Consider the following 21,187-nt stretch of genomic DNA (forward strand, 5'->3'; position numbering starts at 1 on the left):
AGACTGCGATGACCCGTTCAGCAACGCCCAAAACGCCTTCAACCCCTCTGAAAGGCCCGATGATCTCACTGGTTGCCGTGGGCTTTTGCGCGGGGATGTTCCTGCTGGGTGGGTTCTGGATGTTCGCGACCGATCTCGGTATGGGCAGCACCCTGTTCGCCGTCGTGTTGACGTTTCTCAGCATCACCTGTGTACTGATTGCGGTTCGGATATACGCCCATATCCGCCTGCATCTGGCGCAGAATGATCAAAAACACCTGCAGAATGCGCTGATACAAGCGAAAGACATGCTCGACACCAGCAAGCAGCTGCGCGATGACCATGTGCTGTTACAGTCGCTGCAACAGAACCTGCCGTTCCCGATCTGGCTGAAAGATCGGTTTGGTCGATACCTGGTCACGAACACCGCGTTCGCCAGGGATTGGTGCAACAATGTCGACCCCAAAGGCAAAACCGACGCGGAACTGCTCAATCCGAAACTGGTGGAGGCCTTTGCGGCTGCGGACAACGAAGCCCTGACCACAAAACAACCGCAAAAGGTTGAGTTACGATTTGATTTCAGCAACCAGGCCGCACAATGGGTTCGCATCGAGCGCTACCCGCTGTTGAATGAAGAATCTGAAGTGGTCGGACTCATCGGTTTTGCGATGGATATCTCCGCTTACAAAAACGAGTTGGTAGCCGAGTCAGAGTTACTGAAAGACCCGGTAACTCAGTTTATGAACCAAAGCGGGCTCAGCCGTTACATGGCGCAGACGGAAAACCCCGAGTCCGGATTGCACTGCATTCATATCGACATTGATCACTTTAAAGTGCTCAACGACTCGCTCGGCCAAGACAGCGGAGATGAACTGTTGCGCCAGGTCAGCGAACGTATTCTGCTCGCCACTCACGAAGGTGAAGTGTTGGCACGCACCAGCGCTGATGAGTTTGTATTGTTTCTGATGGACGATCAGGACGAACCGATCGAACGTCGGTTGCTCGATCTGCATGAACAACTGAACCTGCCCATTACGTTAGGCGATTCTCAATACAGTTTCACGACCTCATTCGGCGTCGCGAGCGCGCCGGAACACGGCCATACCCTCGAAAAACTGAAGCAACACGCCGGTGTTGCTTTGTTTAATGCCAAAAAACGCGGCCGCAACCAGATTCACTGGTATCACACGGGCTATGAAGATCAGGCCATTAGACGGCTCAATAAAGAGCAGATCCTGCGCAACGCCATCCAGGATCAGGACTTAGCCATCCACGGGCAGCCACGTATCGATTGCCGTACCGGGCAAATCGAAGCTCTAGAGTGCCTGGTGCGGATTCCGCTTGAGGACGGCCAGCTGATGTTTCCCGGCAATTTCATTGAACTGGCCGAACAGAATGGTCTGATCCGGGAGCTGGACGCCTACATGCTCGAACAGGCGCTGAATCAGATCAGCGATTGGCTGAGTCAGGGCATCGAACCGTTGCCACTGGCCATCAATCTGAGCTTGCAGAGCTTTAATACCACCTTACTGGACAGTCTGAACCAATGGCAGGTGCGTCACCCGGAAGTCTTCCAATACCTGGAACTGGAACTGACCGAACACCGCTTGCCCGACCATGACGAAGCCTTCCTGGAACATCTTAAGTCCATCCGGGATTTTGGTATTCGTTTGGCGCTCGATGATTTCGGAACCGGTTACGCCAACCTGTCACGACTCCCCGATTGGCCTTTCCAGATTCTGAAACTGGATCGCAGCTTTATCCTGGACTTGCCGGAATCGGACAAACAGCAAGCGGTGGTGAAATCGATCATCGATTTGTGTTCGACTCTGGGCATTCAGGTGGTTGCGGAAGGTGTTGAAACCGAAGCGGAACTGACCATTGTTGACCAGCTTGGATGCCACTGCATTCAGGGCTATGTGTATGCACGACCGAAACCACTGGAAGATACCGGCGACTGGTTGTCGGCTCGCCGCATCAGTGCCCAGTAAACCGCCGTTCTCAGGCGAAATACCGCGGTCTAAGCACTTGATCTGTAAGACAAAACTCACTATGATGCGCGCTCTTCACGTGCGGACGTGGTGAAATTGGTAGACACGCCAGATTTAGGTTCTGGTGCCGCAAGGTGTGAGAGTTCGAGTCTCTCCGTCCGCACCACTTACTCTCTGTAAGTACTCGCTGCAAAGACTCATCCTCTTTTTCCAGAATTCCCTTGCTCACGCACTTTTGCCTTTCGTCGAACTGCGCCGCTATTCAGATCCCGACATTGTCATCGCTTTAACACAAGTTCAGCCGGCCAAAAAAAACGGCTGCCTGAGCAGCCGTCTGAATTTATCGATGACTAACCTGCATTACTGCTCAGTATATCGATACAAAGTGGACTCACCTTCGGTGACTTCCATGCAGTAGAAACCCTCATCGTCCGCGGCCAGCACCATACAGGTGAAGTCGTATGGTTCTTCATCGAGCCACTCGGATGAACAGTCATCGCGGTAACGATTAGTTGAGTTGGTTTGCTCCATGGTTGAGAAGGATTTGGACCATTCATAACGGGATTCATACACGACACATTCGCCGGCTTCATCCTGTTGACTGAAAACACCGGTACCATCCGCATTCAGCACTTCCTGACCAATGGGCATCCAGCTGCAATCGTAATCCATCATCTCCAGTTGATATTCGCCACTGACATCTTCGGCGCTGCTTTGGAATGCGGCCAGGTTCATGTTGATGTTATAGGTCGTCACGTAGCCCTGCTCAGTGAACTGGTCACCGCCACTGAGGCGAAAATCGAAGTTTTTCAAGGCCAGAGCGCCTACGTAAGTGTCGGTACAGTCGCCGCTGGCAAACTCACTCATCAACGCGGTGCTGTCCATCATCAGATCGCCCATTTTTTGATAATCGATGGTCACACCACTCAGGGCATTGGCCGACAGTTCAACATCCGCCAGAGCATTGGCTTCGGCTTCGGATTTTTCACCGGTAAACAACACCAGATGCTTGTTCTTAATGGCAATGCTCGGTTGAACCGGCAGCATTGGAATGCTCATTTCTACCGGGGTTCCGTCCTGAGGAATGCTCTGCCCCTGCAGGAACGGCAAGTAGCTGGTCATCAGCGACGCGATAACACTCGGTTTTTCCGCACTGACGCTGATCAGGAGATCGGCGCTGACATTTTCCATGGCGTCATCGAACGCCAGATCAAACAGACCGGCGCTGACGCCTTTCACACCCTGTGCAAAACCGGCCGCCATCGACAGTACAGCGGGGTTGAGTTCCTGAACTTCCATCTGAGCGCCCTGCAGCACTTCACATTCAAAGTCCGCTTGTACAAAACGATTCCAAAGCGACGACAGTGCCGGCACCAGGTTGTCCATGTCCAGACCCAAGCCAAGACCTAAGGCCAGCTCCGGATTGTTCGTCACATACGCCGGGACAAAACCCTGTAATGGCAGCAAGTCATTACGGATGTCGTCATTGTTGATTTCGAGTGCCGTCAACAACGTCATGCTGATGGTTTCACCGTCAAGTTCCATCGATTGCGATCCGAAGACCACACGCGGAGCACCGGACAACAATGCCAGCGACTCTTCACGGCAAGCCTGAGGCCACTCAGAGGTAGGCAGTCCTTCCGGCAACAGATCGTTTAACTGTTGTGCGGCCAGAGTCTGCTCATTAAGCAGGACATTCGCTAAACGGACCAGGTGGACGTAACCACGCATCTGTTCATCGAAATCGTAGTCATCACCCAGATCCCGCCATTCTGACTTAGTCAGGGCGTTCGCCGGTTTGGTCAATGCAAAACGCTGCTTCAGCGCATCATCAGAATCTTTTGGGGTAAACAGTGCCAACGTCAGTGTGTCGTTCGCCGTCAGCAACCCTAAAGACAGCGTGAACTCTGGCTCTTGAAGCAGTTCAAAGGTGACCAACCGCTCATCGGAGAGGGTGCGTTCAGTCATCGTATAGTCAGCCTCTTCGGCCCGGGCTTCCAAGGCGGACCAGAAGGTGTCGGTATCGTCGAGCGCAAAACGCATGACCGGGAACACACCATCGACGTAGAACAACGACGCGCCGTCCAATTTGTAGCCATAGCGCTCATAGGTGTCGACGATGCTTTCATCGTCATTCCCATAGAAATCGAGCACCAGCGACTGAAACAGATCCAAGCCCGGGGACTGTGGCCCTTCGGCAAACAGTTTTTCCATTTCGGCGCCGGTATCTGCGAACAAAGAAGGGTCCATGACCTGATTCATCTGCTCAACCAGATCGCGATCAGCGGTGCCGGCAAAAAAGATAGGCGTTTCAGCGGGGACATAAGGAATCATGTCTTCCAGGTCGTTTTTTGAAAACAGGCCGAACAGATCAAAGGCCTGAGAGGGTAGCGATACACCGGCCAGACAGACCGCCAGCATTGCCGATGTGAAAAAATTTCGCGTCATATTTCGTTCCTTGGGTTTCACGTAATCGTTTGAGCGGCACCCGCTCGCGCGCCATCATAGGCGATTCAGGACGGATTAAACACCCGTCGACCTCATTCATACTGATCAACATGACCACAACTGATTCAGAATAGGTTTTCAGTTGTTTCACGTTGACATTACCGCAACGGCATCACCACCGGAGTCTAATCGACCTGTGTTCGGTGGTGTTCAGGTTTGATCATCAGACACATTCAGCAACGAAGCCACGGTATGTTCAGCAAACTGGCGACCACTGTGATGATCGAGATAACCATCAGATTTTTTGTGTGTTCTCAGAAACTGATACACCGAGACGGTCAGTGTCATTCGCTGCAAGGGCGAGGGTATCAGCCTGACCTCTTGCAAGGTGCGCCCCACCAGCTCGTCTGCTAACGCCAACGCTGGCTGATCCACGACCTCGGCTTGCCGATACATGTAACCACAGCCAGTCGCCAACCACTCCAAACTGACGTTGGCGCGGCGCGCAATCTGATCGGCGCGGGATAAACTGGGTTCACTGCCTTTAAGGTATTTGCGGATCAGACTCTCGCTGAGACCCACCCGACGGGCAAACGCAGATACGGAGGCGTCACCAATCAACTCGCTGAGACGATCAGCAAAGGTCGAACCAGAGTCCGAAGTTTCGGTTTCCGAGAGGTAGGGCTGTTCGGTGAACACAGGCATACTGAAACCGGTCAAAAGCGGAGGAACATTATGAACAGTAAATCACGACAGGGTCAAACGGCGCTGATCACCGGAGGTGGCAGCGGGATCGGACTGGCCATTGCGCAACGTTTGCATGGCATGGGCATGCGTGTTGTCATCGCCTCCCGACGACTCGATCTGCTTACGAAGGCCGCTGAACGGCTGAACCAGGATGGCCGGGATCATGCGTTTGCCCTCGCTATGGATGTCCGGGATCGCCAGTCGGTGGTCAGTGCCCTGGCCGAGCTGCCCATGGACTTTGCCGATGTGGATGTACTAGTCAACAATGCCGGCCTCGGCGTCGAACACACGCTGGCCGACTGCCCGGAAGAGGAATGGGACCGTGTGATTAACACCACTTTGAAAGGTCCGTTTCTGGTCACGCAGGCTCTGTTACCGCAAATGCAGAAACGTGGTGATGGCTTCATTCTGAACATTGCCTCTCAAGCCGCTAAGCACGGTTATGCGAAAGCCGGCCCCTATTGCGCCGCAAAGTTCGGTTTGATGGGCTTTGCCAAGGCATTGCAGGAAGAAGTTCGTCCTTTTGGTATCCGCGTGCATAACTTAATGCCAGCGCTGGTTCAGGTGCCGGCACCCGATCGCGATACGGACCAACTGAGTGGCTGGCTGCAAACAGAAGATCTGGCGGATGCAGCAGAATATGTACTAACGCGGCCGGAACGGGTTTTTCTGGAAGACATCGGGCTGATGGGTCAGTAAGTTTATCGTTACGATTTTTTGGGCAAAGTCGGGGGCATCGTCCGGTGAACTGAGTTTTTCCTGCTACACTTTTTTACGATGCACCATCGGCTCAATCGCTGATTGAAGGTCGCGGTTCGACCCGGGGTGCCGTTGTTTCGTAGTCTCCGGGAACCCTTATGTCACCGACATTCCGTATTGAACCTCTGAGCCTGACACAGTCCGACCACCTAACGTCCTACATCCATGCTCTTGGCCTACCCGAAAACTCGCTGGGTCTGTTAGAGAATGTGGTCCGCCGTCTTGCCTGCATTCAACACACCCACGCCATTGAACTGCAGCAGCTGCAGCATCTGGTTTTTTGTGCTGACCATGGCATTTATGACCGATCACATCAGGCCAACCTCAGCCGTCTCACCTCACTTGATCACACCCGTCGACTGCTGAGCTGGCACGCGCCTGTCGCCAAAGCTTGCCAGCAACACCAGGTGGATCTGACGGTCATTGATGCTGGTTTACGTGGAGAAGAGTTGGCGCCGCACCCGAATCTCATCACCGAACGCATTGCCCAAGGTACCCGGGATTTTTCAATGATGCCCGCCATGACTCAGGAAGAAATGGTGCAGGCAGTTGAACTGGGTCGACGACTGGCTTCGATGAAAATGGCGGAAGGCGCCCGCGTTTTATCGTTCGGCGCTCTGGGCTTGGGCAATACCACCAGCGCGGCCGCCATGACACTTGCCTTGTTGCCGATTACACCAGAAGCGGCCGTCGCCAACAGTAATCGTCACGACGTTCTGCTGAACCGTGATAAGATCGATGTGCTCACGCAATCGATTGAACTGCACCAGTCGCAAATGACCGACGGCTGGCAGGTGGTGCGCTGTGTCGGCGGCTTTGAAATTGCCGCCATCATGGGTGCCATGGCGGCCACGGCGGAACTCAACGGCATGTTTCTGATTGATGGCTTTGCCTGTTCAGCTGCCATGCTTGCCCTTTACGACCTGTACCCGGAAATCCGCCACTATGGGCAGTTTGCCCACCAGTCAGCTCATACCGCCCAACATGCAATCATGAAACATCTCGGCGAGCGGCCATTGCTGAACCTTCACATCGGGCTGGGTGAAGGCACCGGTTCGGTGATGGCGTGGCCGCTGATTGAATCGGCGGTACAGTACCTGCGTTGATCCCGGTTCAGCACCGGGATCACGGTACTCAGAACAGCATATTGAGCAGTGACTGAGTCAGACGCACACCAAAACCGGTCACATCGGTCGGGACGTGGGCCAAGCCACCCTTATGCTGAGCAGACGAAAGGTCAACATGAACCCAGCGCACCTTCGGCTCAATGAAGCGACTGAGGAAGCGTGCCGCATCGATATGATCAGACGATTTCCCCGGATTACACTGTTGAACATCCGCCACCGAGCTTTTGATGTTCTCATCGTAATCAGCATCAATCGGAAACGGCCAGATCCGTTCACCGCTGTTTTTACCAGCTTCAATTAAAGGTAAAAACCACGGTTCATGGTTGGTGAACACACCCGAATAACGAGTTGAGAGCGCAGCGACGCAGGACCCGGTCAGGGTCGCGTAATCAATCACCGCCAATGGGTGCTCGCGTGATGCCAGCGTCAGCGTATCGGCCAGGATCATCCGACCTTCGGCATCGGTATCCACGACTTCGATGGTGGTGCCATTTAAGGCTCTTACCCACTCGTTGGCGTGATAAGACTCAGGACCGATATGGTTATCAGTAATGGCCAGCCAGCCCGTCAGGTTGACCTTATGTTGTCGGCGCGAGGCCGCCAGCAAATTACCCAGAACCACCGCACTGCCGCCCATATCACCATTCATACCAAACATGGAGCCACCTGTTTTCAGGTTGTAGCCACCGGTGTCCATGGTCACGCCTTTACCCACCATGGAAACCGTATCGACGGAATCCGGATTGCCGCGATAATGCAAGCGGACGATGGACGCTTCGTGTTTAGACGAGCCACGAGCCACCGCAAGGAAGGCACCCGCGCCCATCTGCTCAAGCTCTTTGTAGCGATACACCCGGCATTCCCAGCCTTCCGTTTCGGCCAGTTCTTCTACCAGCTCACGATAAGACCACGGGTTCAGTTCGTTGGCCGGCAGGGTCGACAGATAACGCACCATGGCATTGCCTTCGGCTTCGGCCAGACGTCGCTTCACCTGCTTATCGCTGAGTGATCCGACCACCGTCAGTTTAACGGCTTTGTGGGTCTCCGGCGTCTGTTTGAAATCGGGCAACACAAACAGGTTGGCCAGTAACGCAGACAGTAATGCATCGAGCAGATCCGCGTCATCAGCGACAATGGCCAGCTCAGTATCGTCTTTGCGAATCGCACCCGTCACCAGCGCACGCGCCAGTGTTAACCGTTCAAATACCGATGCCTGCGTTGGCTCTTTCGCAAACGACCAAAACTGCCCGGTAGGCAACAACGAACGCAAACGGCGCTCACCGGCAAGATGATCGTTGATTAAGGCATGTTCAGATTGGCCGCGCCATTCCATCACCGCGGTCGCACCGTCCGGCACCTGGCTGGCTGTGGCAATCTGAATATCCGGGTAAACAAACTTCTTCATAAACTCTCTCTAGCGTTTTTAGCGTAAACGGACGGCTCACCAGGCGGCCGTGTTTTAAAGCGTTTGTGTAACCATAAATACTGATCCGGGTGCTGCGCAACAACCCCTTCTAACCATTGGGTCCACAATATAGTGTCCTGCTCTTCATCACCTGAAGGGATGGCCAACGGAGGATCGATCCGGAACACGTAAGTACTCGACAGCCCTTTTCGATAACCGCTGATCGGCAGAACGATGGCATTCCCGGCTTCGGCAAGTTTACTGGTCATCGTAATGGTGGCGGTTGGCACCCCGAAAAATGGCACAAAAATCGATCGCTTGGGTCCAAAGTCCTGATCGGGCATATAGGCCAGACCTTCACCCTGACGTAACCGGCGGATCATGCCTTTCACATCTTTACGGGCCACGGTATAGGCCAGATGTTTTTCCCGGGATCGCGTCATAAAGTAGTTAAACAGCGGGTTGTCGTGTTTGCGGTAGATCGTTCCAGCAGACAGGTGAGTCCCGATTATGGCGGCCCCCAGATCCAGAAACGACCAATGCGCGGTCATATAAAGTATGCCCCGCCCGTCTTGCTCGGCAGCGTCCAGGTGCTCCTGCCCCTGCACTTCAATACGCACGCCCGAAAGCCCGCGACACCAGGCATGAGCGGTCTCAATAAAACCAAAGACGTTGGAAAACAGCGCGTCTTCAATCAGTTGATTTTGCTCATCGGGGTTCAAATCCGGAAAGCACAACCGGATGTTTGTCTGCAGGGTTTGGTAACGGGACTTCGCCACCCGCTTAATGATATGAGCCAGCCCTTTGCCCGTGGCAACTTTCGCTCGCCAGGGCAGCCAGGCTAAAAGATGAAGTCCGGCGATGCCCAGCCAGGTTAACCAGAATTTCGGCGCCAGAAAGTGCCAATAGCGATATTTATCGGTCACTTGTGAATCTTTCTGGTCTTTCACAAAGCGCCGTTTGGTTCTACCTTGACCCATCAACCTTGAACTCTTTACAGTAGCTACGCCCCGAGGGATGGGCGACGTTTAAATTTTTGAGGCAGTATGCCGGAAAAGGATTCCGCTTCCTACTCATGACCGGAACAGACAAATCATGGCCAAACCACTTCCGAGTTTCCTGACTCAACGCAAAGGCGCGCACCTGTTGATTGCCCGCCTGCAGCATCTGATGATCCGATATCAGGGCTGGAAAGATGCCCGCGCGGCGCAAAAGGCCCGCAAGCGCAGAGGTTAATCCGAAGCTCAGCTAACGACCAGAATGCCGTCCATTTCGACCGCGGCACCTTTCGGTAGCTGAGCAACGCCAATAGCCGCCCGAGCCGGATAGGGTTCGGCAAAGTATTCCGCCATGATCTCATTAACCAGTGCAAAGTGGCTCAGGTCGGTCAGAAAGATGTTCAGTTTTGCAATGTCATTCAGGTTGCCACCGGCCGCTTCACACACCGCGGTCAGATTTTTAAAGACCTGATGAATCTGAGTACTCATGTCACTGTCGTTCAGCGTCATGGTTGCCGGATCCAGGGGAATCTGTCCGGATAAATAGACCGTATTGCCCACCTTTACGGCCTGTGAATAGGTACCGATAGCCGCAGGGGCTTTGTCCGTTGAAATTATTGTCTTACTCATGGCGAAATCTCCTGTAAATAAAGCGACTAACCTGATTAAATAGCGCGCCCGCGACACCAGCCCCGATGCAACTCGCTGCTTCTGGCTGCGCTGACCCGGCTCTGACCGGAAGATTACCCGGGATGAAGAACGGATACCACCGCTTCAGCATCCCGACAATCACTGGTAGTGTGACTAACTGTGCGTTCTGTGGTGGAGACGAATGATGACCTGGACAGTAACCGACGCAATTGAGCTGTATAACATCAACCGATGGTCCGAAGGCTATTTCACGGTCAATGATCGTGGTGAAACGGTTGTTAATAATGCCGGTCAAACCCCGTTGAATGACATCGCCGTAGCGGCAAAAGCCAAAGGCCTGCAGTTACCCCTGCTGGTGCGCTTTCCACACATTCTCCACGATCGGGTGGCGCGCATAAACGAAGCGTTTAAAGCGGCGATCAAGATCGAAAACTACCAGAACGTCTATCAGCCGCTGTATCCGATTAAAGTGAATCAGCAGCGTCGGATTGTCGAAGAAATCATCAAAGGCCAGCGCCTGGCCGGCACGCCCCGCATTGGACTTGAAGCCGGTAGTAAACCGGAACTGATGGCGGTAATGGCCGAAGCCGCGCGTGGCGCCACCACTATTGTGTGCAATGGCTACAAAGACGAAGAGTATATCCGCCTTGCACTGTCCGCCGAAAAGCTCGGGCACCATGTCTATCTGGTGGTCGAGAAAATCAGTGAAGTGGAATGGATCCTGAACATCGCTGAAGAGATGAACGTACTGCCGCGTATCGGTGTACGGGCACGTCTGTCGAGTGTCGGCAAAGGCAAGTGGGAAAACTCCGGTGGGGAGAAGTCCAAGTTCGGTTTGACCGCTTCCGAAATCATTACCATCACAGAGCATCTGCGCGAGCACGATCGGCTGGACAGCTTTCAGTTGCTGCATTTCCATCTGGGCTCACAAATCGCCAACATCCGTGATATCCAGTTAGGTTTGCGCGAATGCGCCCGCTTTTACGTTGAGCTGCGCCACCTGAACGTACCGATTGACATCGTCGATGTTGGCGGCGGTTTGGGTGTCGATTACGAGGGTACACAATCGCGCGAATCCTGCTCGATGAACTACTCGTTACAGGAGTACGCCAACAACGTGGTGTTCGCATTCCGTGATGCCTGCACGCAGGAAGAGCTGCCCCACCCGATGATTGTCAGTGAATCCGGACGGGCGGTAACGGCGCACCACGCTGTTTTGATTACCGATGTGTCCGAAGAAGAAACCCCTGATACCCGCGCACCCGACCAGCCGGACGATGAAGCCCCGAGCCTGTTGCGGGAACTCTGGTATTGTTATCAGAGCACGCTGAAACAAGACCGGCCGCATGCCGAGCTTTACCACGATGCCAGTTACTTCCTGAATGACGTGCACGATGCCTACAACCAGGGCTACTTAACCCTGCAGCAGCGGGCGCACGCCGAAGACATGGTCCGAGCCATTAACGGCATGATTGCCGGACAGCTGAACCCGGCCAAACGCGCTCACCGCGATATGCTGGACGACCTGAATGAAAAGCTGGCCACCAAACTGTTTGTGAATTTCTCGCTGTTCCAATCGCTGCCGGACGTTTGGGCCATCGATCAGATCTTCCCGATTCTGCCGCTGACCGGTTTGGATCGGGAACCGGTCTGTCGGGGCGTCGTGCAGGACATCACCTGCGACTCAGACGGCAAAGTTGAGTTTTATGTCGATGGCGAAGGGGTCGAATCCACCCTGCCGTTACCGAAATGGCAGCCCAACGAACGACCTTGGCTGGGCTTTTTTATGGTCGGTGCGTATCAGGAAATTCTCGGCGACCTGCACAACCTGTTTGGTGATACCGACAGCCTGGACGCTCTGTTTGATGAGAACAACAAACTGGTACTGCGCAATCCACGCAAGGGCGACACCATTAAAGACGTTCTGGGCTACGTCGACTTTAACGAACAGATGATTACCGACGCCTACGCGATGCAACTGGAAGAAAGCAGCATGCCGTTGTCAGAACGTCAGAAGCTGATGGAAATTTACCGTAACAGCTTGAAAAAAGTGACCTACCTCGAGCCACGTCAGAAAGCGAACGACTGATGCGCTGCCCGTTCTGTGGTTCACCGTTTGACGGCGACTACCCCAGAAAAACGCCAGGCGGGCACACCCGCCTGTGCACACACTGTGGCCGGGCGTTTGTGATTGTCATTGAAAAGCGTTGGTGGGGGTATCGACGATCCGCCCACATTCGCTGACTGAGAAACCGATAGAATCGACCATGGACGTCTGTACTGACAAAGCCGAACTGTCCCGGTATCTGGCCCAAGACCGAGATCTTCACCTCTACGCCCTAGGCGATCTGGATGACCCCTTCTGGTCTCGCTGCACTTACTGGGTGCAGCGAACGGCAGGTAACATTTCCGCTCTGGTCTTGCTGTATCAGATGGGGGATCTGCCGGTGCTGATGGCACTCGGTGAATCGAACCATAAACACATGCTCCCCCTGATCGAAGCTGTGCTGCCCACGCTCGGCCCGCGTGTCTATGCACACATCAGTCAGGGGTTGGAAGCGCCTTTCCTGTCACAGTTCCGCTGCACCTACCATGAAACACAAAAACGTATGATTCAAAGGCGGCATCCTGAACGACCGAATACCTCAGCGACTACGGTTTGGCTGGGTCCTGAGGACGCCGAACGACTGAGTGCGTTTTATCAGCAAGCTTATCCCGAGAACTGGTTCGACCCGACCATGTTAGAGGTGCATCCGTTTGCAGGCCTGGAACAGGATGGTCAGTTGGTCAGCGCAGCAGGCATTCATTGCCTGAGCCAGTCATTCGGCAGCACGGCCTTGGGCAGTATTACCACAGCACCGGCGCAGCGAGGGCAAGGCTATGCCCTGGCAACGACCCTTGATTTATGCGATGCACTGCGACGCGTGGCACCGCACATCGGACTCAACGTCCATGCTCAGAACCTTGCGGCTCAACGCACTTACGCGAAAGCCGGCTTCGACACGGTCGCTGAGTTTTCAGAAATGATGCTGGAGAGATCGCCGGGCTGAACCCGGCGGACAGTGTTGCTTAGTCGTCGTTTGCCATGATGTCGTTCAGTACCACACGCGGTACACCCATGGCGCGAAGCACGCTGGTGACCACAGCATTGATGGAGGCATCCAGGTTAAACTTGGGTCCGGCTTTGGTGTCATCAAACACCGGCTGATGGGCATCGATCAGTGCAATGCGGTCAGATCCCAATCGGGTTTTCATGTAATCCACACTTGGCTGCACGTTTTCGATGTAGAAGTTGAAACGCTTCTTCAGTGACTCTTCATCGTCATCGGCGCGCCCTCGAGATTGGGCACGGGCCATCATTTCTTTCCGGCTGATACTCAAATGCAATACCTTCAGTACCGGAATGTTCATAGACTCCAGAAACTCGAGCAGATGCTCGGCCGCTCGCTGCGTTCTCGGATAACCGTCGAGAATGAAGGTTTCTTCCCGGGTGGATCGTGCCTGTTCAATGTGCGCTGCGACAAAGTTTTCCGTCCAGCGATTGGGGACCAACAGACCATTCATGGTACAGAACTCCAGCCACTCCAACTGAGAGGTGAACAGGTCCATTCCGGTTTTAGCAAAATACTTTTCTAACGAGGCTTGGTATGAACGCACTTTCGCACTGAGCGCTTCGGTGGTATCAACACAGTCGTAAATGTTGGTCTGAGCACTGAGGTCGTATTTAGTCGCCAGCAGCTCAGCAAAGGATTCGTCTTCTTTTGCCTGACGAAAGGTGTTGCGGAGGATTTCACCCATGGACAGATGCGCTTCCGGTCGGATCTGCAACATACGGCAGAGGGCACTGGCGACTTCGCCTTTACCACAGCTGGAAGGCCCGGTCAGGATGATCACGCCAGCCTCCCGAACTTTGACCTTCTCCACCTGTACCAACGATTTCAGCCGACTCTGAACGTCCATAGGAATCCCCTCACAATACGCAATAAACAGGCAGAGCCCAAGGCCCTGCTGACCGGGGGGGAATCTTGCTCAGCTTTTTGTCAGAACGCAAGCCAAAACAGCGGCTTGCTGACGGGATTCTCAGCGAATGTACTTAATCGACTTCTGAAACCACATCAACAGCATCGGATCGCCTTCAACTTTGATCTGCTGTTCCTGTATGCCGCGCATAAAGGCATTTTTGTCTTTGCCAGAGGCCATGGCCCAGAGAATCCGGAACCCGACTGCGGCATCAGAAAAACGAATGGTCAGTTCCGCCTCGTCGGTTTCTTTCGCCTGACTGGAGACCCGCTGATCCCGAAAGCGCAGATACCGGGCCACATTACGTTTTTCCGTTGCAAACTGAATGGTTCGCTCTACATTCTGCAGATACTCACGCATGGACTCATTGCGACGCGAAGACCGCTTGTACATTACCGCCATCAGCCACAGCAACACTCGTAGTTTCATTTCAGACTCTCAGATTCAAACAAGTGTTTGAATTATCATCATTACCGCACAGATGTACAGCAATACCGACCATACATCACTGAAATGTCGTACCACCGATCCAAAGCCAAAACTCACAGGCACAAAAAAAGGCCCGAATGGGCCTTTTATGCATCTATTCAAAGAGAATCGATCAGTTAACCGCGTCTTTCAGCGCCTTACCGGCTTTGAACGCGACCGTATTGCTGGCTGGGATTTCAATTTCCGCACCGGTCTGCGGATTTTTACCCTTACGCTTAGCGCGTGAGCGGGCTTCAAACGTACCAAAACCAACCAGCGTCACAGATTCTTTCTTCGCAACAGACTGCGTAATCTGGTCCAAAAGCACATTCAGTACTTCACCGGCTTTATCTTTAGAGAGATCTGCACGCTCAGCAATGGCGGCAGCGAGTTCGGGCTTTCGCATGGCAACTTCCTTCACAATCGTTATTTTTATTGATCTACTGCCACTAAAGCGGGCGGTGCCGCGATATGAGGCTTATGATGCCTCTAGAGTAACCACCCGCTCGGGGGTTTGCCAAGCCCCTAAACACCGAAATTGGTCGACTTTCGATCAATTTCTGCGGATATTTTCGATTTAATCATCGGATTCTGTCACGGACTGGCGAAAGCAGGGATCTCCGCGTTAAACTCGCCGCATCTATGCAACTGAAAACCTCCGTGACCCGACTGATCAGCGACCCAGACACCCGACATCATCGTTGGCAGCCTCTTAATCCGGCGCGAACATCGATTCCACCGGCGTATCGCCATTGGGTGACCATGCCGGGCAGTTTGACCAAGGCATTAAAAGCAAGGTCCGATCAGTTTCGGGTACAGGTACTGGATCAGTCGCATATCTATGTCAGCCTCCCCATTGAAGGTTTTACTGAGCACAGCGGCCCCTGCGCCTGCTTTTCCAGAAAAGTCTTGCTGATGCACGGCAACACGCCCTGGGTGGCTGCACACACGCTGGTTCCGGAAAGCAGTCTGCGTCATGGCCTGCGCCAGTTAACCCGGCTCGAAGACAAACCCTTAGGTGAACTGCTGTTTTCCTCCTCCGATGTCCGCAAAGACCATGAACAGGTCTGCCAGACTGACGACAGCTGGGGACGCCGAGCCCGCTACCTGCTGCATCAGCAACCGTTGCTGGTCAGCGAGTTTTTTCTACCCGCATTGGTCGACTATGAACAAAACCGCGCTCTCACATTATATTAAGCTGACTCGGCTCGACCGGCCGATTGGCACCTATTTGCTGCTCTGGCCCACTCTGGCCGCGTTATGGCTCGCGGCTCAAGGCATGCCGCCGCTCGGGCTCGTGGTCATTTTTACGCTGGGCGTTCTGGTGATGCGCTCGGCCGGCTGCGTGATTAATGACTTTGCAGATCGACACATTGACGGTCACGTTAAACGCACGGTAGCCCGACCGCTGGCGACCGGGCTGGTCAGCGCCCGCGAAGCGCTGATTTTGTTTGCGGTCCTGGTCTTGACCGCTTTTGTGCTCGTCATGCTGACCAATGCGGAAACCATCAAGATGTCGTTTATCGCACTGGCATTGGCCGCGGCATACCCTTTCATGAAGCGCTACACCTATCTACCGCAAGTCGTGTTGGGGGCCGCCTTCGCCTGGGCTATCCCAATGGCCTACACCGCGCAGGAAGTCCCACTGCAGGAAACCACCTGGCTTTGGTTCAGTGCCTGTGTGCTCTGGACCGTCGTCTATGACACGCTGTACGCCATGGTCGACCGTGACGACGACCTGAAAATCGGGGTTCGTTCCACGGCCATTCTGTTCGGTGAGTACGACCGGCTCATGGTGGGTTTGCTGCAAGCCATGACGGTGCTGGCGTGGATATTTGTGGGCCTGCAAGCCGAACTGGGCTGGATCTGGTGGTTGGCGGTTCTGGTGGCGACAGGTCTATTCGGGTACCAGCAGTGGTTGATTCGTGGTCGCGATCGTGATGCCTGCTTCCGGGCCTTTTTAAACAACCACTGGGTCGGATTGGTGCTGTTCATCGCACTGATCCTCAACTACGCTTTTACTTTTTGACAATTTAGTGACATCTGTAACATTTCTGTCACTAAAGCTTCGTTAAATAACAACGGTCTGATGACAGGCACTCTGGATTTAACGAACCGATGGTTGAAGAAACTATGTCAAGTCGAAGCATCCTCATCGTTGACGATGAAGCCCCGATCCGGGAAGTGATCGCCGCGGCGCTGGAAATGGCGGGCTATCGCACCCTCGAAGCCTCCAACGCGCAAGATGCGCACAGCATCGTGGTCGATCAGAAACCTGACCTCATCCTGCTCGATTGGATGATGCCTCAGGTCAGTGGTGTGGAGTTCGCACGTCGCCTGAAACGTGATCCGTTAACCGCCGAAATCCCCATCATCATGCTCACGGCCAAAGGCGAGGAAGACCATAAGATTACCGGTCTGGAAGCCGGCGCCGACGATTACATCACCAAGCCGTTTTCACCGAGAGAGCTGGTTGCCCGGTTGAAGGCCGTCCTGCGCCGTTCAACACCGGCCGGCATCGATGAACCGATTGAAATCAATGGGCTCAAACTCGACCCGAATTCACACCGCATTACCGCCCATGGCGATGAACTGAGCATGGGGCCGACCGAGTTCCGCCTGCTGCAATTCTTTATGAGTCATGCCGAACGAGCCTATACCCGCGGCCAACTGCTTGATCAGGTTTGGGGTGGTAATGTATATGTCGACGAACGCACCGTGGATGTCCACATTCGTCGATTACGCAAAGGCTTGGGCGATGAGTTTAAAAGTCTGATTCAAACTGTCCGCGGAACAGGTTATCGTTTCTCCACAAAGGTTACTGAAACGGACAATTCATGATTCGCGATCTTCGCCGCAGTCATTACCAGCATCTGACCATCGGCCTGGTCATTGCCTTCATCGCCGGCTGGATTGTCGACATGCCCTGGGTGTTTGTGGCGGCAACGGCGATTGGCTACCTCGTCTGGATTCTTTATCAGCAACATCGGCTGATTGCCTGGCTGATCAGCGGCGCGAAAGACACCCCGCCGGAAGCCATCGGTTTGTGGGGGGTCGTCTTTGATCACCTCTACCGTGTACAACGCGAACACCGGAAAAAGATTCAGAACTACCGGGGCATCGTGCAGCGTATGCGGACCTCCACCGAAGCCCTGAACGACGGCATCATCCTGTTGGATGTGAATGGCAATATTCAGTGGTGGAACAGCGCCGCCAAAGAACTGCTGCGACTGCGCCGGGAAGACATGGGTCAGTTGTTAACCAACCTGATGCGTGAACCCCGGTTTATCCGGTTTTACAACAAAACCTCGCACCAGGATCCGATTACGTTGGAAAACCCAGCGCGTTCGGGTTATTTCCTTCAGGTCGCCATGACCGTATTCGGACGGGGTGAACGCTTACTGCTGCTGCGTGACGTCACCCGCCTGCAACAACTCGAAAGCATGCGCCAAGACTTTGTGGCCAATGCCTCGCATGAACTGAAAACACCGCTGACCGTGCTTAAGGGGCATCTGGAAAACATTCTGGCGTTTTCAGACAACCTGTCCCCTCCGGTTGAAAAAGCCCTGCACAGCATGGATCACCAAACCAGACGCATGCACAACCTGGTGAACGACCTGCTGTTACTGACGCGACTGGATTCAGCACAAAGCAGCGACAGCGGCCAGGACATTGATATCCCAAACTTTCTGCAACAGGTGGCTTCTGACGCGCTGGAACTCTCCGGTGAAGAAGAGCACAACATTGTCATCGACTGTCAGACAGATCTGCACCTGCGTGGCAGTCCTGGGGAGATTCGCTCGGCCATTAATAATCTGGTGTTTAACGCCGTGAACTACAGCGAACCGGGATCGGATATTACCATCAGCTGGCGCGCGATCGATAACGGCGCCGTTCTCAGTGTGCAGGATCAGGGGTTAGGCATCGATCAGCATCATATTCCACGCCTCACCGAACGCTTTTACCGGGTTGATGCCGGCCGTTCGAGCGACCGGGGAGGGACGGGTTTAGGGCTGGCCATCGTTAAGCACGCCCTGCAGCTGCACAACGCCCGGCTGGACGTCAGCAGCGAGAAGGGTAAAGGCTCGACCTTCAGCTGTATTTTTCCGAAAGCCCGTGTGATTGATCCAACGCGAACGGAAGAAGCGGACGAGCTGGAAGGCTGATCAGCGGTGTTCGGCGATGAAGCGGCTTAACAGACTGAGCTTGTCTTCATCGTCATCCACAATCTGGATGCCAATGACCGCCCGCTGACATTCCAACGTCTTTTCCATCAGCACAATCGACGTCACGAAGGTGTTGATGCGCGCCACCTGGTCCGGCATCGACTTCGCGACAATGTCGATCACCACCTGCTCCAGTACAGACGGCGGTGGACTGTCACCAAACTCGATCTGTACCTGCGCGCCAGTCAACGTGATGTCTTTCAACTGTCCTTTCCATTGCCCTTTCGGCGAGCGCAGTTGAACAGCGCCAAAACTTTTCTTCTGTGTACCGGCCGCGGACGCACCGCCGCGGGCCTCGGACACCAGCTTCGAGCTGACCGAACCCGCGGTCAGTAAGCCGGCCGAACCGTCACCGGTTTGGGTCACTGATTTTGGTGGCGCCACGCTTTTTGCGGTGAGCACCTGAGCTGAATCGTTACCGGTACCAGAGCTCGGACGCATCGCGGCGGACCCTTTCAGAATGGCCCGAATCAAGTCGCGATGGTTCACCGATAAGGCTTTAAATATTTTCTTCAGTAACTGATCACTGCTGAACGGTTTACCGATGTAATCGGATACGCCTGACTCGACCGCTTGAACCACGTGGGACTTATCACCACGACTGGTCACCATGATAAACGGCGTCTTGTCTTTACCCTGCTCACGCTCTTGTTCGCGCAACCATTGCAGCACTTCCAGTCCCGACAGTTCCGGCATTTCCCAATCGCACAACACCAGATCGTAACGGCGCTTATTCAATAACGACTGAGCCTTACGACCGTGTATGGCTTCATCGATCTCACATTGAGCAAATTGACTCTTCAGGGTTCGTTTCACCAGATCCCGAATAAAGCTGGCGTCATCGACGACCAGAAAATGGAGCTTTTGCATGTTCCGTCCAGTAAATATTTATCAATCAGCTTAGCAGCAGATGTGCACGACGCAGAACAAAATTTTAGATCGCCAGCGCATCACGGCGCGTCGTTTTCGTCATCCGTATTCGGGTCCAGCGGCTGTGCGGTCAGTTTCCAATGAGCAACATCCGGCACCACCTGAAACAGATCGCAATGGCGGAACCGCTGATCAAAGCGAACCAGATGCCGAACAGATTTTACCAGCTCGGTATCTGCCAAAGGGCCAAGGTAGATGCGCACAACATCGCCTTTGGTTAAACGGGCACTCGGTACCTCGGCCTCACCACGCGGCAGCACCAGACGCCATTCAGCCTCCGCGGCGTCGGTCTCCGGCCCGGTAAAGGCGCCGGGAACCGGATTCTCTGACGACGGAGCCACCTGATGCGCCTGACCATAGCCCACCGGCTTCAGCAGCGCCGGATAGCCCGGCTTTGGCGTCAACAACGCCGCATCGCTGCGCAAGCAAAAGCATACGCCCTGGAAACCGGCTCCGTGCCGCTGCCAGGCGCTGTCGATTAACGCCGATGAGTACAACCGCAGAAAGGCCGCTTTATCGAGCCGCTCAACCGCATAGCCCTGCACACCCGAGCGACGCTTCCGGCGGATCGTCTGGCGAATGTCCGGCTCCAACTTGTCGCGTTGTTGCAGAAAGTCCTCGAAACTCAGCAGAGATCGAATGGTATCCGGCAGCTTTTCGTAGTGGGCTTTCAGCGCCGAAAGGATTTCCTGCTCGCTGACAGGCTGTTGTTTTCGGTCGTGCCATTGAACAAACGACAGGTACGGCTGCAAAAATGACCAATCCGTCTGGAGTGGAATCCGGCCATTTTTAACGGCTCGCAATAAGGTGTCATCACCGTATAGATGTAAGTAAGGACTCTGCTTCTGGTTCTGCGATCTCATTTGTACGATATTTCCTACAACTCTCGTGCGACATGGCAACAGTGAATTGTGATGAAGTTGGCAGCCACCTCTGCAGCCCCTTATTCATGGGCTTACAATTTTTTGACAGTTTCTTATGCCAAAAACCTGACCTCAGAAACGATGGCGTCTTCCCTATAATAGCCTGCGTTCAGGACGAACAAGACGGATTTTTTGCCAGGATGGCAACCAGCGGATGGTAAGGGAACAGGAGCGTTCCCGGGAAGGGCCAGCGGAGTCTGGCCGGTACGGATACCGCACGGATGAATCAGGACAGGCTCAGGATGAGCACACAGGTGACAGGACGTCATCTTTCAGGATGAACAGGATCACGGATGAGCTGCTTACGACTCCAGGGGGAAAGCGTGCTTTCCCCTTTCTCTTTTCTTTTTGAAAAGCTGAAATCTTGGAAATCGCGCTGACCGCACCGATCCACATGTCCATTTCGCCTCAATGCTTTGTAAGACATATCCTACAAGTTTTGTACGAAAACCCGCTTTAAACTGTGACGTAGTCGACACCTTGACCCAGATCATGGGCGTTACAGCCCGACTCTG

At 54.1% G+C, this 21,187-nt stretch carries 20 protein-coding genes and 1 tRNA gene; 11 read left to right on the forward strand and 10 right to left on the reverse strand.

Going from position 1 to position 21,187, the window contains the following annotated elements; genetic code table 11:
* Positions 1-8: 8 nt before the first annotated feature.
* Both MED297_RS09010 and MED297_RS09015 read left to right on the forward strand, forming a co-directional pair.
* Complete coding sequence (locus MED297_RS09010) at positions 9-1,970, forward strand: putative bifunctional diguanylate cyclase/phosphodiesterase (RefSeq protein WP_008044221.1); 1,962 nt, start codon at positions 9-11, stop codon at positions 1,968-1,970.
* A gap of 81 nt (positions 1,971-2,051) precedes the next feature.
* Positions 2,052-2,136 (forward strand) — tRNA-Leu (locus MED297_RS09015).
* A gap of 194 nt (positions 2,137-2,330) precedes the next feature.
* Here the strand turns inward: MED297_RS09015 and MED297_RS09020 are convergent.
* Complete coding sequence (locus tag MED297_RS09020; protein ID WP_008044222.1) at positions 2,331-4,418, reverse strand: hypothetical protein; 2,088 nt, start codon at positions 4,416-4,418, stop codon at positions 2,331-2,333.
* A 210-nt stretch (positions 4,419-4,628) separates the two neighbouring features.
* Positions 4,629-5,123 (reverse strand): helix-turn-helix domain-containing protein, encoded by a 495-nt coding sequence (locus MED297_RS09025; protein ID WP_008044223.1) that lies wholly within the window; start codon positions 5,121-5,123, stop codon positions 4,629-4,631.
* Between the two features lie 30 nt (positions 5,124-5,153).
* On the opposite strand from MED297_RS09025, the gene MED297_RS09030 reads away from it, so the two are divergent.
* Both MED297_RS09030 and MED297_RS09035 read left to right on the forward strand, forming a co-directional pair.
* Positions 5,154-5,864: an SDR family oxidoreductase gene (locus MED297_RS09030; protein ID WP_008044224.1), complete on the forward strand. Its 711-nt coding sequence runs from the start codon at positions 5,154-5,156 to the stop codon at positions 5,862-5,864.
* Positions 5,865-6,022: 158 nt separating this feature from the next.
* Positions 6,023-7,030: a nicotinate-nucleotide--dimethylbenzimidazole phosphoribosyltransferase gene (locus MED297_RS09035; protein ID WP_008044225.1), complete on the forward strand. Its 1,008-nt coding sequence runs from the start codon at positions 6,023-6,025 to the stop codon at positions 7,028-7,030.
* A gap of 28 nt (positions 7,031-7,058) precedes the next feature.
* Here the strand turns inward: MED297_RS09035 and MED297_RS09040 are convergent, their stop codons facing one another.
* Together MED297_RS09040 and MED297_RS09045 are read right to left on the reverse strand one after the other, a co-directional pair.
* Complete coding sequence (locus MED297_RS09040) at positions 7,059-8,456, reverse strand: M17 family metallopeptidase (protein WP_008044226.1); 1,398 nt, start codon at positions 8,454-8,456, stop codon at positions 7,059-7,061.
* Entirely contained in the window at positions 8,453-9,382 is a 930-nt protein-coding gene (locus MED297_RS09045) for an LpxL/LpxP family acyltransferase (RefSeq protein ID WP_161599291.1), read from the reverse strand. The genes MED297_RS09040 and MED297_RS09045 overlap by 4 nt, the downstream gene beginning before the upstream one ends.
* Positions 9,383-9,551: 169 nt before the next feature.
* Here MED297_RS09045 and MED297_RS22055 point away from each other — a divergent pair, with 169 nt between their 5' ends.
* Positions 9,552-9,692, forward strand: a complete 141-nt coding sequence (locus tag MED297_RS22055; RefSeq protein ID WP_008044230.1) for a hypothetical protein — start codon at positions 9,552-9,554, stop codon at positions 9,690-9,692.
* 8 nt (positions 9,693-9,700) lie between these two features.
* On the opposite strand, the gene MED297_RS09050 is transcribed toward MED297_RS22055, so the two are convergent.
* The gene (locus MED297_RS09050) at positions 9,701-10,084 is read right to left on the reverse strand and encodes a RidA family protein (protein ID WP_008044232.1); all 384 of its coding nucleotides are present in this window, start codon (positions 10,082-10,084) and stop codon (positions 9,701-9,703) included.
* A 202-nt stretch (positions 10,085-10,286) separates the two neighbouring features.
* Here MED297_RS09050 and speA point away from each other — a divergent pair, with 202 nt between their 5' ends.
* Positions 10,287-12,194, forward strand: coding sequence for a biosynthetic arginine decarboxylase (speA, locus tag MED297_RS09055; RefSeq protein ID WP_008044234.1), 1,908 nt, complete (start codon positions 10,287-10,289; stop codon positions 12,192-12,194).
* A 178-nt stretch (positions 12,195-12,372) separates the two neighbouring features.
* Entirely contained in the window at positions 12,373-13,155 is a 783-nt protein-coding gene (locus MED297_RS09060; RefSeq protein WP_008044235.1) for a GNAT family N-acetyltransferase, read from the forward strand.
* A 19-nt stretch (positions 13,156-13,174) separates the two neighbouring features.
* Here the strand turns inward: MED297_RS09060 and MED297_RS09065 are convergent, their stop codons facing one another.
* The 3 genes from MED297_RS09065 to MED297_RS09075 all read right to left on the reverse strand — a co-directional run bounded on the left by MED297_RS09065 (position 13,175) and on the right by MED297_RS09075 (position 14,999).
* A complete protein-coding gene (locus MED297_RS09065; protein ID WP_008044237.1) occupies positions 13,175-14,065 on the reverse strand; it encodes an adenylate kinase family protein in 891 nt (296 codons plus the stop codon).
* Between the two features lie 120 nt (positions 14,066-14,185).
* The gene (locus tag MED297_RS09070) at positions 14,186-14,554 is read right to left on the reverse strand and encodes an SCP2 sterol-binding domain-containing protein (protein WP_008044238.1); all 369 of its coding nucleotides are present in this window, start codon (positions 14,552-14,554) and stop codon (positions 14,186-14,188) included.
* Between the two features lie 172 nt (positions 14,555-14,726).
* A complete protein-coding gene (locus MED297_RS09075; protein WP_040556938.1) occupies positions 14,727-14,999 on the reverse strand; it encodes an HU family DNA-binding protein in 273 nt (90 codons plus the stop codon).
* 236 nt (positions 15,000-15,235) lie between these two features.
* Here MED297_RS09075 and MED297_RS21240 point away from each other — a divergent pair, with 236 nt between their 5' ends.
* The 4 genes from MED297_RS21240 (at position 15,236) to phoR (ending at position 18,759) form a co-directional block, all read left to right on the forward strand.
* Entirely contained in the window at positions 15,236-15,790 is a 555-nt protein-coding gene (locus MED297_RS21240; protein ID WP_008044242.1) for a chorismate--pyruvate lyase family protein, read from the forward strand.
* Positions 15,759-16,622, forward strand: a complete 864-nt coding sequence (gene ubiA, locus MED297_RS09085; RefSeq protein WP_008044243.1) for a 4-hydroxybenzoate octaprenyltransferase — start codon at positions 15,759-15,761, stop codon at positions 16,620-16,622. The genes MED297_RS21240 and ubiA overlap by 32 nt, the downstream gene beginning before the upstream one ends.
* 104 nt (positions 16,623-16,726) lie before the next feature.
* On the forward strand, positions 16,727-17,434 hold the full coding sequence (phoB, locus tag MED297_RS09090; RefSeq protein ID WP_040557088.1) for a phosphate regulon transcriptional regulator PhoB: 708 nt from the start codon (positions 16,727-16,729) through the stop codon (positions 17,432-17,434).
* Positions 17,431-18,759: a phosphate regulon sensor histidine kinase PhoR gene (gene phoR, locus MED297_RS09095; protein ID WP_008044247.1), complete on the forward strand. Its 1,329-nt coding sequence runs from the start codon at positions 17,431-17,433 to the stop codon at positions 18,757-18,759. Before phoB ends, phoR begins: the two co-directional genes overlap by 4 nt.
* On the opposite strand, the gene MED297_RS09100 is transcribed toward phoR, so the two are convergent.
* The gene (locus MED297_RS09100) at positions 18,760-19,689 is read right to left on the reverse strand and encodes a response regulator (protein ID WP_008044249.1); all 930 of its coding nucleotides are present in this window, start codon (positions 19,687-19,689) and stop codon (positions 18,760-18,762) included. It lies immediately after the preceding gene.
* An 80-nt stretch (positions 19,690-19,769) separates the two neighbouring features.
* Positions 19,770-20,612, reverse strand: coding sequence for a hypothetical protein (locus MED297_RS09105; RefSeq protein WP_008044251.1), 843 nt, complete (start codon positions 20,610-20,612; stop codon positions 19,770-19,772).
* Between the last annotated feature and the right edge of the window lie 575 nt (positions 20,613-21,187).

The sequence above is a fragment of the Reinekea blandensis MED297 genome, assembly GCF_000153185.1.
Lineage (GTDB): Bacteria > Pseudomonadota > Gammaproteobacteria > Pseudomonadales > Natronospirillaceae > Reinekea > Reinekea blandensis.